The organism is Burkholderia latens, from assembly GCF_001718795.1.
GTDB lineage: Bacteria > Pseudomonadota > Gammaproteobacteria > Burkholderiales > Burkholderiaceae > Burkholderia > Burkholderia latens_A.
Map to the genome: position 1 here is coordinate 3,008,049 of NZ_CP013435.1, position 16,947 is coordinate 3,024,995.

Sequence of the window (16,947 nt, forward strand, 5' to 3'; positions counted from 1 at the left end):
TAATTTCGTCGAAAGCCCTCATTTCTTCGTAAAGCGAGGAGGCAGAATATCGACGAAATCCCAACAAATATCCTATATACAACGACATCTGCTCGAGCAGAGTTGGTGTAATTTCGGTATGTACGTCCACGACGAAATCACGAAAATCTCTGAAAAACAGCAATGGGCGTCGTTTTCCGGCACCGGCTCGATGCGACGCGATGGAAGAATACTTACCATGTTTGATTTTCTAGAGCTGTGGCTAATCTGCGACGATCGGTGGCAGATAGCAGCGCTTTGCTATGACGAAAAGCATCGAGAAAGTGGAATAACGGCGGATCAACCGAATCACGAATAGCCATGCGTTCAGACTTCCTGCAATCAATTTATCACTACTCTTGATAAACATGAATGATTCTCTAACGACAAACCACCAATTCACCGGTGCTCGACATAGTGCCGATGTTATCGAGCGCTTGCGTAGGCATCCTGCAGAAATCTGGCATCGTGGTGCGCGGATCGCCGACGTTACCACCGATCCGGCATTCAAGAATGGAGTGGCAACCTTGGCCGGGCTCTACGATTACCAATGGAACGCTGAGGATATCCTGCTCGAGAAGGGTCCCCGGGGAACGGTGGTCAATCGCTCATTCGGTATTCCCCGCACCCCCTCAGACCTCGTTTCGCTTGGCAACGCTCTTCAGCATAGCGCCCAATACAGTATGGGGATGCTCGGGCGCGAGCCCGCGTATCTGAATCGTGCAATATCCTCTTTCTCGGGAAGTGCAGCCTTGTTCAGCACTTCCGATCGAGCATATGGCGCAAATGCTATTCGATACCACGATTTCATTCGTGAAAACGACCTATCGTTGACTCACACACTGCTCAATCCACGCCCTGACCGCTTGGTTGGCCCAGCGCTCCAGGTTGATGCGGCGGTTGCCACTCACGTGTGCGAGGAACGGGATGACGGTATCGTAATACGCGGCGCACGTCTGCTTGCGACTCTGCCATTCGCCGACGAGATTGCACTCTTTCCCGCGCGCTTGATGGATCATTCTGATCGATCAAAGTCATACGCATTTGGCTGTGCACTCCCGACCGCGACGCCCGGCCTGCGCTTCGTCTGCCGCGACTCGGTAGATTACGGATTCGGCGCGGCGGATCACCCGCTTAGCGCCCGATTCGAAGAAATGGACGCGGTCGCGATCTTTGATGATGTGTTTGTTCCGTGGGAACGCGTCTTTTGCTATCGAGACATCGATATTTGCAATATGGCCTATATGGCCACCGGTGCAACCGCACACATGGCTTACCAAGTAGTTTGCAAGAATATCGTCAAGACCGAGTTTCTCCTCGGCCTGGTCTCCCTGATGATAGAAGGATCCGGGCTGGAAAAATTTCAGCACGTTCATGAAAAAATGGCGGAAGTCTGGGTCAATCTTGAAACCTTGAAGGCCTTCAGACATGCAGCCGAAGCCGGCGCCCATAACAATGCCTTCGGGATGCTCGTTCCGGCCTGGGACCCGCTCGACGCCGCTAGAAATCTGTATCCTCGTCTCTATCCCAGAATGGTCGAGATCATTCAGCAACTCGGAGCCAGCGGCCTCGTTTCGATGCCGGCCACGATATCTCTCACTGGACCGCTTGCTGCAGACATTAGACGCTATTACGAGGTAGCCCGCATGGATGCCTATGATCGGATCGCGCTGTACCGGTTGGCATGGGACACGGCGATCTCGGCATTTGGCGGGCGCCAAATCCTATATGAACGCTTCTTCTTCGGTGACCCAGCCCAAATGGCGTCGCGCTTGTTTAGAGAAAAGGACTGCTCCGAGGCAATGAATCGGGTCAAAGCATTTCTGGCGCGTTCGTGAAACGCGTGACATCTTCTCGTACCTGATTATTTGAGCCGCGAGAAACCGCGATTTCGCGGGATATCGGAAAAAACGAACAAAATACCGCGCCGCGGGTTTTTGTGCGTTCAACTCAGCGAGCAATCAGACCACCCCCGCCCCATGCGCCTGCAGATCGGCGTGATAGCTCGAGCGCACCATCGCGCCGACGGCCGCGTGCGTGAAGCCCATCTTGTACGCCTCTTCCTCGTACATCTTGAACGTATCCGGATGCACGTACGCGCGCACCGGCAGATGGTGCTCGGACGGCTGCAGGTACTGGCCGATCGTCAGCATGTCGACGTCGTGCGCGCGCAGGTCGCGCATCACCTGCAGGATTTCCTCTTCCGTTTCGCCAAGGCCGACCATCAGCCCCGACTTCGTCGCGACGTCCGGATGCAGCGCCTTGAAGTCCTTCAGCAGCTTCAGCGAATGCGCGTAGTCCGAACCCGGGCGCGCTTCCTTGTACAGGCGCGGCACCGTTTCGAGGTTGTGGTTCATCACGTCCGGCGGCGCCGCGGTCAGGATCGACAGCGCACGGTCGAGACGGCCGCGGAAGTCCGGCGTCAGGATCTCGATGCGCGTGTCCGGCGACTGTTCGCGCACTTCGCGAATGCACTCGACGAAGTGAGCAGCACCGCCGTCGCGCAGATCGTCGCGATCGACGCTCGTGATCACGACATACTTGAGCTTCAGCGCGGCGATCGTGCGCGCGAGATTCTTCGGTTCGTCCGCGTCGAGCGGATCGGGGCGGCCGTGGCCGACGTCGCAGAACGGGCAGCGGCGCGTGCACTTGTCGCCCATGATCATGAACGTCGCAGTGCCCTTGCCGAAGCACTCGCCGATGTTCGGGCAGCTCGCTTCCTCGCACACGGTGTGCAGGTTGTGCTCGCGCAGGATGGTCTTGATCTCGTTGAAGCGCGAGCTGCCGGTGGCCGCCTTCACGCGGATCCACTCCGGCTTTTTCAGCTTCTCGATCGGAATGACCTTGATCGGAATGCGCGCCGTCTTCGCCTGCGCCTTCTGCTTGGCGGTCGGATCGTAGGCAGCGGTCGCGGCCGAATCGGCCGGTGCGGGAGAAGCGGTAACGTCAGTCATTCGAATGTTCCAGTGCCTGCGGCTTGTCGGCGGCCGCGGATGCGCCATCGAGGTTGGCAATCAGGCGCCCCACGAGCGTGCGGGCGACGTCGTTCCAGTCGGCGGCAACCTCGAGGCTCGCCATGTCGACGGTTTCCAGTCCGGCGTAGCCGCACGGGTTGATCGCGAGAAACGGGCGCAGATCCATCTTCACGTTCAGGCTCAGCCCGTGATAGCTGCAGCCGTTGCGGATCTTCAGGCCGAGGGCCGCGATCTTCGCGCCTTCGTGCGCGCCGGACGCCACGTAGATACCGGGCGCGCCCGCCTTGCGGACCGAAGCGAGATTATACGCCGCGAGGGTTTCGATCACGGCCTCCTCGATCTTCGTCACGAGCGTGCGCACCATCAGCTTGCGGCGGCGCAAGTCCAGCAGCAGGTAGACGACGATCTGGCCGGGGCCGTGATAGGTGATTTGTCCGCCGCGGTCGACCTTCACGAGCGGCACGCCGCTGTCGGCCACCAGCAGGTGAGCCGGGTCGCCGGCCTGGCCGAGCGTGTAGACGGGGGGATGCTCGACGACCCAGATTTCGTCGCCGGTGTCGGCCGTGCGCGTGTCGGTGAACGCGCGCATCGCGTCAAAGCTCGCCTGGTAGGCCTCGCTGCCGCGCCAGCGCACGGTCACCGGCACGACGGACTCGACCGGAGCCCCGGCGGGCGATGCGGAAACAGCGACAGGCGTGGACACGATGGCAACCGGCGAGACGGACATGGCCGTCAGTTTACCGAAAACCCATCGGTCTCGCCGGGCAGGGAAAAGGGACGGATGGCAGGCATCCGTCGGACGAAAGCCGCGTCAGACGGTGCGCCAGCCGTCGTGAAGCAGCGCATTCACGCGCTCGCGCAGCCGCGCGAGCGCACCGCGTGCGACGTCCCGAGCCGGTCGCGACACCGAGAACGCGACGTGCGCGCCCCGCCCGCTTTCCGCACTGAGCCACAGCCGCTCGCCGCGGCGCAGCTTCAGCGTCTCGCCGTCGACGAGGAAGTAGTCTTCGACGTCGTTGCTGCGCGTCGCCCACACCGGCCCGCACTGCACAGTCAGGCGCGTGCTGTGCTGGACCTTCATCGGTACGGTTTCGCCTGCGGGGATTTCGAACGTGATGCTTGAGGAAATTTCTTGCATGATCGACTCCGCCAATACGTGCTTCGATGGCTACAATCGTAGTCACCCCAAGGCATCCGACCAAACGACCATTTTTCACGTCGATGTGAGGAAAATTAGCAAATGGACCTCCGCCAGCTGCCTGCGCTCAACGCCATTCGCGCATTCGAAGCCGCCGCGCGGCACGAGAACTTCTCTCGCGCCGCCGACGAGCTCTACGTCACGCACGGCGCGGTCAGCCACCAGGTGCGCGCGCTCGAGGAGGAACTGGGTGTGCAGCTGTTCACGCGCAACGGCAAGCGGCTATGCCTGACCGACGCCGGCATGCGCTACGCGCAGCAGATCCGCACCGCGCTGATGGTGATTGCCGACGCGACACGCGACGTGCGCGCGAGCGACCGCGGACGGCGGCTCGTGGTGTCGATGCTGTCGTCGTTCGCCGCGCGCTTCATCACGCCGCGCATCGGCACGTTCATCGAGCGGCATCCGGAAATCGACGTCGAACTGCAGTCCACCAACTCGCTGACCGATTTCGCGCGCGACGACGTCGACCTCGCGATCCGCTTCGGTTCCGGCAGCTATCCGGGGCTGCACGTCGAGCCGCTGTTCGACGAGGTGTTTTTTCCGGCGTGTTCGCCGGCGCTGAACGGCGGCAAGCTGCCGCAAACGCCCGCCGATCTCGTCCACTACAACCTGCTGCGCTCTGACGACGAGCTGTGGCGCCCGTGGTTCGACGCAGCCGGGGTCGATACGCTGACCGAGCCGAAACGGGGAATTCTGTATCAGGATTCGTCGAACCTGCTGCTGGCCGCGATCGAAGGCCAGGGTATCGCGCTGGTACGTCGCTCGCTCGCGGTGCACGACCTGCTCGACGGGCGCCTCGTGCGCCTGTTCGACATCGACGGGCAGAGCCCGTGGCACTATTTTTTCGTGTGCCCGCCGCCGCTGCTCGATACGCCGCGCGTGCAGGCGTTCAGGACGTGGATTCTCGAGGAAGTCGCGGAGTTCAAGAAGCTCTGCGACGAACTGGATGCGCGACGCGCGGCGGGGAAATGCCCGGCCGAGTGCGCGCTGGACGGAGGATGGAAAGGGATCAGCGGCCGTTTGCGCTGATCCCCGGACAGCCGCAACGGCCCGTTACAGCACGACCTTGACCATCGGATGGCCGGTCAGTGCACGATAGATGTCGTCGAGCTGTTCCTGGCTCGTCGCGCGCACGGTGATCGTGAGGCCGGTGTAGTTGCCGCCGCTCGATGCGCGTTCTTCGATCTTCTCGACGTCGATCTCGTTGTCGTGGACGGCCACGACCTTGAAGATCGTGTCCTTGAACTCCGGGTGCGCCTTGCCCATGATCTTGATCGGGAAATCGCACGGAAACTCCAGCAGCGACTCCTTCCGGGCATCGACCGCGCCGGTGACCTCGATGGTTTTGGTCGGTTCGCTCATCACTTTCTCCGGGTTAGGTCAAACTGTTCAAACTCGCGTGCCTTCGCACGCTGGTACGCGTCGTACAACGCCGCGAACACGGGGCCCGGCTTGCCGCCCTGCACGGGCAGATCGTCGAGCGACGTGACCGGAAGAATTTCCTTCGTGGCCGACGTGATCATGATCTCGTCCGCAGCGCGCAGCTCGACCTCGCCGATCTCGCGCGCGACGAACGGAATGCCGCATTCGTCGGCCAGCTGCTCGACCAGCGCGTAGCGGATCCCTTCGAGAATCCTGTTGCTGCGCGGCGGCGCGAACAGTTCGCCGTTCTTCACGACCCACACGTTCGACGACGACCCTTCGGTCACGTTGCCGTCGCGCAGCTGGATCGTCTCGAACGCATCGCGTTCGGCCGCATGCTGCGCCATCAGCACGTTGCCGAGCAGCGAGATCGACTTGATGTCGCAATGCAGCCAGCGGCGATCCTCGGCCGTCACGCAGCGCACGCCCTTGGCGCGCTCGTCCGCCGACGGCAGCCGCAGCGGGCTCGTCATCGCGAACACCGTCGGCACCGCGTTCGCCGGAAACGCGTGACCACGCTTCGCGACGCCGCGTGTCACCTGCAGATAGACGAGCGCGTGGCCGCCCGCAAGACCTTCCGCGTTCGCGGCTACCACGCGCTCGATCAGCGCGCGCCAGCCGGCCGCATCGTGCGGGTCGGTGATGCCGATCTTCTTCAGGCTGCGCGCGAGCCGGTCCAGATGCTGTTCGATCCGGAACGGCACGTGCGCACCGTCGTGCGCATAAACGGGGACAACTTCATACACCCCATCGCCGAAGATGAACCCGCGGTCGAGCACCGGCACACGGGCTTGCGACAGCGGCACCAGTTCCTCCTGCGACGACACGCTGAGGTAGACGATCGGTTCGAATTCGGCTTGGCTCATGGCTATACCAGATGGGGATGAAGTCGTGAAAACAAAGGCCCGTCGCGCTTACTTCTTCTTGCTGAACATCAGCAGGATCGAGTCCCAGATACGTCCGAAGATACCCGCTTCCGGCACTGCCTGCAGCGCGACGACCGGGAACTCCGACAGCGTCTTGCCGTCGGCGACGATCTTCACGGTGCCGACCTGCTGGCCTTCCGCGAGCGGCGCGATCAGCGGCGCGTTGACGTCGACTTCGGTCTTGACCTTGTCGCCGAGGCCGCGCGGCACCGTCACCCACTGGTCGCCCTTCACGCCGACCTGCACGGTGTTCTCCTTGCCCTTGTACACGCGCGGCGTCGACATCGCCTGGCCGCCCTTGAACAGGCGCACCGCGTCGAACGCGCTGTAGCCGTAGTTCAGCATCTTCATGCTGTCCTGCGTGCGGTCGTTTTCCTTCTGCTCGCCCATCATCACCGACACGAGGCGACGCTGGCCGTCGACACCCGGGATCGCGCGCTTCGCCGATGCGATCAGGCAGAAGCCCGCCGCCTGCGTATGCCCGGTCTTCAGGCCGTCCACCGTCGGATCCAGCCACAGCAGCCGGTTGCGGTTGCCCTGACGGATGTTGTTGTACTTGAACTCCTTCTCCGAGAAGATCCCGTAGTACTGCGGAAAATCGCGAATCAGGTGCGCGGACAGCTTCGCGAGGTCGCCGGCCGTCGTGTAGTGGTTCGGGTCGGGCATGCCGTTCACGTCGGCGAAGTGCGTGCCCTTCATGCCGAGGCGCTGCGCCTCGTCGTTCATCATCGTGACGAACTGCCCTTCGCTGCCGCCGACGAGTTCGGCCAGCGCGATCGCGGCGTCGTTGCCCGACTGGATGATCATCCCGTAGACGAGGTCATGCACCGACACCGGCTTGTTCGCCTCGATGAACATGCGCGATTCGTCGCGGCCGACGCGGCGCACGGCCTCGCTCGGCGTGACGATCTGCTCCATCGAGATCTTCTTCTTGTCGAGCGCCTCGAACACCAGGTACGCCGTCATCAGCTTCGTCAGCGACGCGGGCTCGACACGTTCGTCCGCGTTGCCCGATGCGAGCACCGTATTGCTCGTCGCATCGACGAGCACCCACGAGCGTGCGTTCACGCCCGGCGGCGGCACCGCGCCCGGCATGAAGGTCGCAGGTGCGCCGGTGGACTGCTCGGCGGCGGCCGGCGCCGCATGCGCGGCCTTGGCCTTGGCGGCGGGCTTCGCCTCGGCGACGACGATCGTGGACGCGAGCGCGACAGGCAGCATCACGCCCAGCGCGACGTTGCGCGCGGCGGTGCCGAAGGCGATGGAAGAAGCGAGGGACTTGAGGCCTTGGGAAGACAGACGCATGATCGATTCAGGCTGATGGCAGAAAGTGCGGCGCGAAACGCGCAGGGTTGAACGGCAAGGCGGCGGGCGTTCCGGCATGCATCCGACTGCGTCGGACGGCGCGAAACGCGCCGGTTGGACTCGTGCGGACGCGTTCGGTTCGCGGCCGTCGCGAGCGGGCGGACAGGCGGCGAAACGAGCGCCGCATGGGCCAGCCGGGCCGCGGGCGACGCGAAATGCGGCCATTATACGTGGCCGCGAACGGCGTTTTCGCGAACCGGGCGCGCGACGGCCGCATGCGGGCTTCGAGAGGATAGCGCGGCTTCGTTGCAGGCAATCGCGGTCGAAGCCGCCCGAAAGGCGCGCGCAGGCGCCGTGCAAGTCAGGTTGCGCCGTGCCGCGCGGTGCATCGCAGATCGTATTCGACACGATGCGGCGTCGCGACGGAATGCCTTGAAACCCGGCATCCGTTGCGTCTGGAAGAAGATGGCCGGTGCGGCGCGATGTCGCGCGAGCGCGCGCAATCGCAGTCGCTGTGGTGCGGCGGCAGCGCCGCACCACACGAGCGGCGCATCAACGCCACGCGTCGACGATGATGCGCTTGAGCACGTGCAGCTTGCGATGGAAAAAATGCTCGGCGCCCGGGATCACGACGACCGGCAGCTCCTGCGGCCGCGCCCAGTCGTACACCGATCCGATCGGCACCGTGTCGTCGGTTTCGCCGTGGATCACGAGCGTGTTCTCGGGCACGTCGGCGACTTGCCAGCGGCTCGCGGCCGTGCCGACGAACACCATCCGCTCGATCGTGTCGCCCGCGTCGCGCAGCCGCTTCGCGACATGCGACAGCACGAACGTGCCGAACGAGAAGCCCGCCAGCACGAGCGGAAGGCCCGCATACGCGGGCTGCGCGCGCATGTGCGCGAGCACCGCGAGCAGGTCGTCGGCCTCGCCGATGCCGTTGTCGTGCACGCCTTCGGTCGCGCCGACGCCGCGGAAGTTCGACCGGTACACCACGTAGTTGAGCTGGACCAGCGTGCGCGCGAGCGTTTGCGCGACCTTGTTGTCCATCGTGCCGCCGAACAGCGGATGCGGGTGCGCGACGAGCGCGATCCCGCGCGGCGCGGCGCTGCCTTCACGCACGGCGTCCGGCACGTCGACCGCGATTTCGATCTGCCCGACCGGGCCCGCGATCAGCGACTTCTGCGTATGAACGTTCATTCGGCCGCCCGCTCAGATCTTCAGGCGATCGACGACCTTGCCGTCGCGCAGGTGCGTTTCGACGATCTCGTCGATGTCGGCCTGGTCGACGTACGTGTACCAGGTGCCTTCCGGATACACGACCATCACCGGCCCCTCCTCGCAGCGGTCGAGACAGCCGGCCTTGTTGATGCGCACCTTGCCCGGGCCCGCGAGGCCGAGCTCCTTCACGCGTTTTTTCGCGTATTCCTGCATGGTCTGCGCATCGCAACGTGCGCAGCTCGGACGCTCGGCGCCCGGTTCGCGCTGGTTCAGGCAGAAGAAGACGTGGTGCTGGTAATAGGAATCCATGATGGTGACGAGCGGCCCGGCACGCGGCCGGACGTAAAGAGAGGCGATTGCCGTCGCACGCGGCAACGGAGGTGCGGACGATTATAACGACCGGCGCGCGCCGCTGCCGGCGAACGCACCGCTGCCGGCGAACGCACCGCGGCCGCGCTGCCGGTACTGTCGGTACTGTCGGTACTGTCGGTACTGTCGGTGCTGTCGGTACTGTCGGTGCTGTCGGTGCTGTCGGTGCTGTCGGTGCTGTCGGTGCTGTCGGTGCTGTCGGTGCTGTCGGTGCTGTCGGTGCTGTCGGTGCTGCCGGTGCTGCCGGTGCTGCCGGTGCTGCCGGTGCTGCCGGTGCTGCCGGTGCTGCCGGTGCTGTCAGCGCTGCGGGCGTGCGGCCGCCGTCAGCGCTGCAGCCGGCGCGGCAGCCACGCATGCTCGACCCGCTGGCCCAGCCAGATCAGCGCCGCGTACGGCCAGATCCACGCAAGCCAGCGCGCGATGCTGTTGAAGTGCACGTAGCGGCCCTGGCGCCAGCCGGACAGCGTGAAGTCGAAGAACGGATTGACCGGCAGCAGGTTGACGAGCGCGACGCCGGCCAGCATCGCGGCGGCCGCGAGCAGCGCGCGCGCCGGCGCCGGCACGCGCAGCGCGACCAGCGCCGCCGCGAAGCCGAGTTCGATGCCGAGCCGCGCGCCGGGCGTCGCCCACACGACGACCAGCCCGGTGCTCGACTGCATGAAGGTCGCGCCCGCCTTTAGCGCGAGCGTGGCCGCGACGAACGCGATCAGCAGGCGCACGCGCGGCGCGCTCCCGCGCATCGCGAGCGAAGCGATCGCCAGCGCGGCGAACAGCATCAGGCCGCCGAGCACGGCCTCCCACGCGGAGTCGGACAGCCACCCGTCAACACGCTCGGGCCATTCGCTGACGTGCCAGGCGGCCGGCAGCCACGCGAGCAGCGCATCCTGCATCGAACCGTCGGCGCGCTCCCACAGCGCGGCCGGCCAGTCGCCGATGCCGAACAGGAACGGGGACGGAAACAGGATCGCGAACGGCCACAGCGCGGCGAGCAGCAGCGGCGTCGCACCATCGGTTTCGAACCACGCGAAGCGCAGCCGCCGCAGCGCGCCGCGATCGAGCAGCGCGCCGGCCGCCGGTGCAGCCAGCGCCGCGCCGAGCAGCGCACCGAGCGCGTTGGCGCCGAGATCGAGATTCGACGCAACGCGCGTCGGCAGGTAGGTTTGCAACGCTTCCATCGATCCGGACAGCAATATGCCGAGGCCGCACACGATCAGGGTCGCGGCGACGCCGCGCTGGCGCGGATGCAACGCAAGCACACCGAGCGCGCCGAACGGCATATAGCCGAGCACGTTGGTGACCACGTCGAACGCGGTCACATAGCGCTGCATCGGCGCGAACAGGTAGTCGAACGGGCCGATGCCGAGCGACATCCACCCGTGGAACGGATACAGCGACGCGTAGACGATGAGTGCCGCGTACGCGGCGAATGCCTGCCGCGCAAGCGACGACGCGCGCGGCGTGCCCGGCGCGCTCATCGTGGCTGCGCGCGGCGCGTCATGGGGTGCCCGCGTACGCCTGCACGCCGGCCCACGCGGCGATCTGCGACACGAGTTCGTCGCTCGCCGCAGCGAGCGCCCGCGCACCGCCGGCCGCATCGGGCGTGCTCGACGGCGCGCGCGCGACGAACGTGCGCTGGCCGAGCACCTTGCCGTCCTGCATCAGCGTTGCGCGCGCGGTGACGGCGCCGTGGCTCTGCGACTGGCCGTCGAACACCTGCTCGAACTCGTTCAGGTCGACTTTCAGCGTCGGCGCGCGCACGCCGTCGGAGCCTTCGAGCACCGCGCCGCGCGCCGACAGCGCGCCGCGCAGCCGCTGGGTGAGCAGTTGCGCGGGCGGCGCGGTCCAGCGGCTGTCGCGATACACGGCCATGCGCTGCGCATCCGCATACGCGAGGCGGTAGACGAATTTGTCGGTATTGAGCGCATCGGGAGAGCCGACGTCGAGCACCTTCAACGCGGGGCCCGTGCCGGCCGTCGCGACCGGCGCGGCGGGCCCGAGGTCGTAGCGAATGTTCGACAGCGCTGCGCTGTCGCTTGCGCAGCCGGCGGCGAACACGAGCGCGAGTATCGCGAGCGTGGCCGCGGCCGGCCGCAGCGCGCGATCAAGGATTCGTGGCATGGAATGTTCCTGGATGATGTTGGCAGTTTCGATCGCGTGACGGCCCGCACACGTCGCGGGCCGCGCGGCCGGTTCGCGGGCGAGCCGCGTCAACGACCGGCCGCCGCACCGGCGCCCGGCCACACGAAGCCTGCTTCGCCGGGGCCTGGCGCGGAACCGGGCGAACCGAACAACAGACTCCGCGGGTTGCGCCCGAGTTCACCGGCGACGTCCTTCAATTGCCGCGACGCATCGCCGACGTCGGCCGCCAGCGAGTTGAAACGCGGCAGCGTGTCGTACTGGACCCGCGCGTTCAGATCGTTCAGCGCGACGCCGACCTGCTCCGCTGCGGCGCCCGCCTTGTTCAGGTTCGCCACCAGCGGCCCGTTCGGCTGCAGCAGCGTGTTCGCCGACGCCATTGCTCGATCGACCTGGTGCATCGTCTCCGGCAGCGCCGCCACCGCCGGCGCGAGCTGCTTCGACAGCGTCGCCGCGCCGTCGGCCGCGTGCTGCAGGCTTTCGGCCGTCGCACGCAGCTGCTCGCGCATGTCCGGCGACATCAGCGCGTTCGCGCTCTTAGCCGCCTGCTCGAGCTGCCGCAGCAGCACGTCGCCCCGCTCCTGGATCTGATCGAACAGGCTCGGGCGCATCGGAATCTGCGCGATCGCCCGCGGCGACGACGGCAGCGGCGCCAGGTCGCGGCCGGTATCCTCGAGCTGCACGAACGCGATCCCCGTCACGCCCTGGAATCCGAGGCTGCCGTACGTCGATTGCGTGATCGGCGCGTCGTGGTCGACGAGAATCCGGATCCGGATCTGGCCCGGATGCGTGCGGTCGAAGCCGATCGACTGCACTTTGCCGACGTCGAGACCGCGAAAGCGCACCGCCGCATCGGGAAACAGGCCGGTGACGTTGGTGCGCGCGAGCAGGTCGTACGGCACGCGCACCGTGCGATCGACGTTGAACCAGAACACGGTGCCCGCGATCGCCAGCGTCAGCGCGATCGTGAACAGGCCGGCCCAGAACGCATGTGATTTGTTTTCCATTCGCGGGTTCCTTGCTTCTTGCGAGGCTTACAACTCGACGCTCGACAGCGCCGGTTCGAGGGCCGCCTTCGGCAGCTTTGCGCGCCGCTCCGGCGGCAGCGCCTGCAGCGCGCGGCGCCCGCGCAGCCCCAGGAAATATTCGTGGATGAACGGGTGGTCGACGTTCGCGGCCTCTTCGACCGGCGCAGCGACCAGCACCTTGCGGTCGGCCAGCACCGCGACGCGCGTCGACAGCGCGACCATCGTGTCGAGATCGTGCGTGACCATCACGACCGTCAGCCCGAGCGTGCGATGCAGCGTCGCGATCAGCTCGACGAATTCGTCCGACGCCTGCGGATCGAGGCCGGCGGTGGGTTCGTCGAGGAACAGCAATTCGGGCTCGAGCGCGATTGCGCGCGCGATGCCGACCCGCTTCACCATCCCGCCCGACAGCGCGGCCGGCATCTTCGATGCATGCTTGCACGGCAGCCCGACCATCTCGAGCTTCAGCATCACAATGTCGTTCAGCAGGTCGGGCGGCACGCGGCCGAGCTCGCGCAGCGGCTGCGCGACGTTGTCGAACACCGTCATCGACGAGAACAGCGCGCCCTGCTGGAACAGCATCCCCGAGCGCGTGCGCATCATGCGCGCGGTTGCATCGTCGATCTTCGACGTATCTTCGCCGAATACCTTGATCGTGCCCGACGTCGGTCGCTCGAGGCCGAGGATCTGCCGCACGAGCGTCGTCTTGCCGGAGCCCGAGCCGCCGACGATCGACACGATTTCGCCGCGCCGTACGTCGAAGTCGAGCTTCTGGTGAACGATGTTGCGCCCGTAGCGCTTCGTCAGGTTGCGCACCTCGATCACGAGGTCGTCGCCGGCTGCGGCCGACAGCGGGCGGCCCGCAGCCGCGCCGTGTGCGGGGGTTCCGTTCGATGCGCTCATCCGAGCCCCACGTTCTGGAACAGGATCGCGAACACCGCATCCGCGAGGATTACGACCGTGATCGACGTGACGACCGACGTCGTCGTGCCTTCGCCGAGGCTCTGCGAATTCGCCTTGATCCGGAAGCCGAAGTGGCACGCGACCAGCGCGATCAGCATCCCGAACACGACACCCTTGCCGATGCCGATGTACAGGTTCGCGATCGGTACGACGCCCGGCAGCGAGCGCACGAAATAGTTGACGTCGATCCCGAGCACCAGCTTCGCGGCGAGCGCGCCGCCCGTGAGCGCGATGATGTTGGTCCACATCACGAGCAGCGGCATCGCGACGCCGAGCGCGAGTACGCGCGGCAGGATCAGCCGCAATCCGTGCGGAATGCCCATCACGCGCATCGCGTCGAGTTCTTCGGTCACGCGCATCACGCCGATCTGCGCGGTGATCGCCGATCCCGAGCGGCCCGCGACGAGGATTGCCGACAGCACAGGCCCGAGCTCGCGGATCACCGACAGCCCGAGGATGTTCACGATGTAGCGATTTGCGCCGAACATCTGCAGCTGCTGCGCGGACAGGTAGCTGAGCACGATGCCGATCAGGAACGCGACCAGCGCGGTGATCGGCAGCGCCTGCGTGCCGGCGCTGTAGATGTTCGCCGAGGTTTCCTTCCACGGCATCGTCTGCGGACGGCGCAGCACCGACAGCGCGTCGAGAATCACGCGGCCGAACATCGCGATGCCGCCCTGCAGATGTTCGCCGAATGCGAAGATTGCCTGGCCGAGCCGCGTGACGGGATCGAACCGCACGACGCGCTCGGGCGCCTCGCGCTGGCTGTCGAGGCGTTCGATCCGCTCGAAGATCGTGCGCTGCGTGTCGCTCAGCGCGACGCCGGACGGCAGCTTGCGGCCCCACACGCGCCACAGCGCCTGGCCGCCGACGTGGTCGAGCCGTTCGATGCCGGACAGATCCCATTCGCTCACGCGCCCGGACGCGATGCCCGCGACGCGGCGCGCGACCGCGCCGCGGTTGCGCGCGAGCGCGAGCGCCGTCCACTGGCCGTACAGGCGCACCGTCTGGCCCTGACTGCCGGCGTCGACCGACAGGCCGGGAGGAGTCTCGAAGTCCAAGGGCGGATTGTTTGCAAAAGGATGACAGCGGCCATTGTAGCGAACCGCCCGGCGCCGCGACGTGACGATTTTCCGGCACGCCGATGCAGCGGGTGCCGCCATTCCCCGGCCGGACGCCTGCGTCGGCGTGCGACCTTTCATTCTTCCGTCATCTTTCCTTTCGATACTCTCACGCGCCGCACATCAGGCCGTCGGCAGCCGCGCCGCCATCCCGCCGCGCACGTCGCGACTCATAGAACAGAACCCTGAACAGGACAATCGATGCGTCTCCCCCCGCTTTCCCGCCGCCGCGCGACCGGCGCCGCCGCGCTCGCCAGCCTCGCGTTCGTCCTCGCCGGTTGCGGCGGCGACGACGTCACCGCACCGCCGTCGTCGCAGGCCCAGGCGCCGGCCGGCACGACGGCCACGCTCGCGCTGCTCGAAACGACCGACCTGCACACCAACGTGCTGTCGTATGACTATTTCAAGCTCGCCGCCGACAATTCGCTCGGCTTCGAGCGCGTGTCGACCCTGATCGCGCAGGCGCGTGCGCAGTATCCGAACACGCTGCTGCTCGACAACGGCGACACGATTCAGGGCACCGCGCTGGCGGACTACGAGGCGCTCGTGAAGCCGGTCGGCTGCGACCAGACGCTCGCGATCTACAAGGTGATGAACGCCGCGAAGTTCGACGGCGGCGGAATCGGCAACCACGAGTTCAACTACGGGCTGCCGTACCTGTCGCAGGTGACCGGCAACACGTTCGACGTCGACGGATTGCCGGCGCCCGCGCAGCAGAAGAAGTGCGCGGGCCCGAACTTCCCGCAGGTGCTCGCGAACGTGATCAGCGCGAAGACGAACGCGCCGCTGTTCACGCCGTACACGATCCTCACACGCACGGTGACGGCCGTCACGCCCGACGGCAAGACGGTCAGCGCGCCGTTGAAGGTCGGCATCATCGGCTTCACGCCGCCCGCGATCATGAACTGGGACAAGCGCTGGCTCGACGGCAAGGTCTACACGACCGGGCTGAAGGAAGCGGCCGAGAAGTACGTTCCCGAAATGCGCGCGAAGGGCGCCGATCTCGTCGTCGCGATCTCGCACGGCGGGCTCGACAATGCCGCGTATTCGCCGACGATGGAAAACGGCAGCTGGTGGCTGTCGAAGGTGCCCGGCATCGACGCGATGCTGATCGGCCACTCGCACCAGGTGTTCCCGGACGCGAACAGCACCGTGCCGCAGTTCAATCTGCCGGGCGTCGACAAGGTCAAGGGCACCGTCAACGGCGTGCCGACCGTGATGGCCAACTATTGGGGCAAGCATCTCGGCGTGATCAAGCTCGGCCTGAAGTTCGACGGCAAGACCTGGAACGTCGACAAGTCGCTGACGACCGTCGAGGCTCGCCCGATCCAGAACGCCGACAAGAGCTACGTCGCCGCCGACCCGTCGGTGTCCGCCGCGATCGCAGCCGAGCATCAGGCGACCATCGACTACGTGAAGACGCCGATCGGCTCGACCGACTACCGGATGAACTCGTACTTCGCGGACGTCGGCGATCCGGGCGCAATCCAGATCGTCAACGAGGCGCAGGCCGACTACGTGAAGACTTACGTGCAGGCGAACCTGCCGCAATACGCGTCGCTGCCGGTGCTGTCGGTGAGCGCGCCGTTCAAGAGCGGCTTCGGCGGCGGCAGCGACTACACCGACGTCGCGCCGGGCGCGCTCGCGATCAACAACGCGGCGGACCTGTACCTGTATCCGAACACCGTGTACGCGGTGAAGGTGAGCGGCAGCGACGTGAAGAACTGGCTGGAGACGGCCGCGAAACGCTTCAACACGATCGATCCGACCCAGGCGACCGTGCAGCCGCTCGTCAGCAGCTTCCCCGGCTACAACTTCGACATGTTCACGTCCGCCGATCTCACGTACGAGATCGACGTCACGCAGCCCGTCGGCAGCCGGATCAGGAACCTCGCGTACAAGGGCGCGCCGATCGACCCGAACGCGCAGTTCATCGTTGCGACCAACAACTACCGCGCGAGCGGCGGCGGCAACTTCCCGGGCCTCGACGGCAGCAAGACGATCTTCGCGTCGCCCGATGCAAATCGCGACGTGCTGATCGCGTTCATCAAGAAGCGCGGCGCGATCACGCGCGCGGCCGACGGCGCGCAGCGCAGCTGGCGCTTCACGAAGCTCGCGAGCTCGGTCGCGCACGTGCGGTTCACGTCCGCGCCGAACCGGCTCGGCGACGCGACGGCGGCCGGCCTGACCGGCGTCACGCAGGTCGCGGCCGACGACGGCTCGGGCAAGAACCTCGCGATCTACGAGCTCGACCTCACGCAATGACCA

The 16,947-nt window shown here is 65.9% G+C and carries 17 protein-coding genes; 4 read left to right on the forward strand and 13 right to left on the reverse strand.

Features of this window, described 5'->3' with window-relative positions:
* Positions 1-386 precede the first annotated feature (386 nt).
* The gene (gene hpaB / locus WK25_RS13950) at positions 387-1,856 is read left to right on the forward strand and encodes a 4-hydroxyphenylacetate 3-monooxygenase, oxygenase component (RefSeq protein ID WP_059544678.1); all 1,470 of its coding nucleotides are present in this window, start codon (positions 387-389) and stop codon (positions 1,854-1,856) included.
* A gap of 123 nt (positions 1,857-1,979) precedes the next feature.
* On the opposite strand, the gene lipA is transcribed toward hpaB, so the two are convergent.
* The 3 genes from lipA to WK25_RS13965 form a co-directional block, all read right to left on the reverse strand.
* The gene (gene lipA / locus WK25_RS13955; protein ID WP_040142177.1) at positions 1,980-2,972 is read right to left on the reverse strand and encodes a lipoyl synthase; all 993 of its coding nucleotides are present in this window, start codon (positions 2,970-2,972) and stop codon (positions 1,980-1,982) included.
* Positions 2,965-3,720 carry a lipoyl(octanoyl) transferase LipB gene (gene lipB / locus WK25_RS13960; RefSeq protein WP_040142179.1) on the reverse strand — a complete coding sequence of 252 codons (756 nt, stop codon included), beginning with the start codon at positions 3,718-3,720 and terminating at the stop codon, positions 2,965-2,967. The genes lipA and lipB overlap by 8 nt, the downstream gene beginning before the upstream one ends.
* A gap of 84 nt (positions 3,721-3,804) precedes the next feature.
* Positions 3,805-4,131, reverse strand: coding sequence for a DUF2917 domain-containing protein (locus WK25_RS13965; RefSeq protein WP_040144804.1), 327 nt, complete (start codon positions 4,129-4,131; stop codon positions 3,805-3,807).
* A gap of 102 nt (positions 4,132-4,233) precedes the next feature.
* Between WK25_RS13965 and WK25_RS13970 the strand changes: the two genes are divergently transcribed.
* Positions 4,234-5,223, forward strand: a complete 990-nt coding sequence (locus WK25_RS13970; RefSeq protein WP_040142181.1) for a transcriptional regulator GcvA — start codon at positions 4,234-4,236, stop codon at positions 5,221-5,223.
* A 24-nt stretch (positions 5,224-5,247) separates the two neighbouring features.
* Here the strand turns inward: WK25_RS13970 and WK25_RS13975 are convergent, their stop codons facing one another.
* The 5 genes from WK25_RS13975 to WK25_RS13995 form a co-directional block, all read right to left on the reverse strand.
* Entirely contained in the window at positions 5,248-5,556 is a 309-nt protein-coding gene (locus tag WK25_RS13975) for a YbeD family protein (RefSeq protein ID WP_040142184.1), read from the reverse strand.
* Positions 5,556-6,482 (reverse strand): D-amino acid aminotransferase, encoded by a 927-nt coding sequence (locus WK25_RS13980; protein WP_069241792.1) that lies wholly within the window; start codon positions 6,480-6,482, stop codon positions 5,556-5,558. The genes WK25_RS13975 and WK25_RS13980 overlap by 1 nt, the downstream gene beginning before the upstream one ends.
* 48 nt (positions 6,483-6,530) lie before the next feature.
* Positions 6,531-7,844, reverse strand: coding sequence for a D-alanyl-D-alanine carboxypeptidase family protein (locus WK25_RS13985; RefSeq protein WP_040142188.1), 1,314 nt, complete (start codon positions 7,842-7,844; stop codon positions 6,531-6,533).
* 552 nt (positions 7,845-8,396) lie between these two features.
* Positions 8,397-9,041: an alpha/beta hydrolase gene (locus WK25_RS13990; RefSeq protein WP_040142190.1), complete on the reverse strand. Its 645-nt coding sequence runs from the start codon at positions 9,039-9,041 to the stop codon at positions 8,397-8,399.
* A 12-nt stretch (positions 9,042-9,053) separates the two neighbouring features.
* Entirely contained in the window at positions 9,054-9,371 is a 318-nt protein-coding gene (locus tag WK25_RS13995; RefSeq protein WP_040142192.1) for a (2Fe-2S) ferredoxin domain-containing protein, read from the reverse strand.
* A gap of 189 nt (positions 9,372-9,560) precedes the next feature.
* On the opposite strand from WK25_RS13995, the gene WK25_RS31965 reads away from it, so the two are divergent.
* Complete coding sequence (locus WK25_RS31965) at positions 9,561-9,872, forward strand: hypothetical protein (protein ID WP_156789030.1); 312 nt, start codon at positions 9,561-9,563, stop codon at positions 9,870-9,872.
* Here WK25_RS31965 and WK25_RS31970 read toward each other — a convergent pair.
* From WK25_RS31970 to WK25_RS14020, 5 genes are all read right to left on the reverse strand, one after another.
* Positions 9,755-10,906, reverse strand: coding sequence for a VanZ family protein (locus WK25_RS31970; RefSeq protein WP_069241793.1), 1,152 nt, complete (start codon positions 10,904-10,906; stop codon positions 9,755-9,757). The two genes, WK25_RS31965 and WK25_RS31970, sit on opposite strands and share 118 nt — an antisense overlap.
* A 19-nt stretch (positions 10,907-10,925) precedes the next feature.
* A complete protein-coding gene (locus WK25_RS14005; protein ID WP_040144805.1) occupies positions 10,926-11,549 on the reverse strand; it encodes an ABC-type transport auxiliary lipoprotein family protein in 624 nt (207 codons plus the stop codon).
* A gap of 89 nt (positions 11,550-11,638) precedes the next feature.
* Positions 11,639-12,574, reverse strand: coding sequence for an MlaD family protein (locus WK25_RS14010; RefSeq protein ID WP_040142196.1), 936 nt, complete (start codon positions 12,572-12,574; stop codon positions 11,639-11,641).
* Positions 12,575-12,601: 27 nt separating this feature from the next.
* A complete protein-coding gene (locus WK25_RS14015; RefSeq protein ID WP_040142197.1) occupies positions 12,602-13,498 on the reverse strand; it encodes an ABC transporter ATP-binding protein in 897 nt (298 codons plus the stop codon).
* Positions 13,495-14,619, reverse strand: a complete 1,125-nt coding sequence (locus WK25_RS14020; protein ID WP_040142199.1) for an MlaE family ABC transporter permease — start codon at positions 14,617-14,619, stop codon at positions 13,495-13,497. The genes WK25_RS14015 and WK25_RS14020 overlap by 4 nt, the downstream gene beginning before the upstream one ends.
* Positions 14,620-14,880: 261 nt before the next feature.
* On the opposite strand from WK25_RS14020, the gene WK25_RS14025 reads away from it, so the two are divergent.
* A complete protein-coding gene (locus WK25_RS14025) occupies positions 14,881-16,944 on the forward strand; it encodes a bifunctional 2',3'-cyclic-nucleotide 2'-phosphodiesterase/3'-nucleotidase (RefSeq protein WP_069241794.1) in 2,064 nt (687 codons plus the stop codon).
* Positions 16,945-16,947 lie beyond the last annotated feature (3 nt).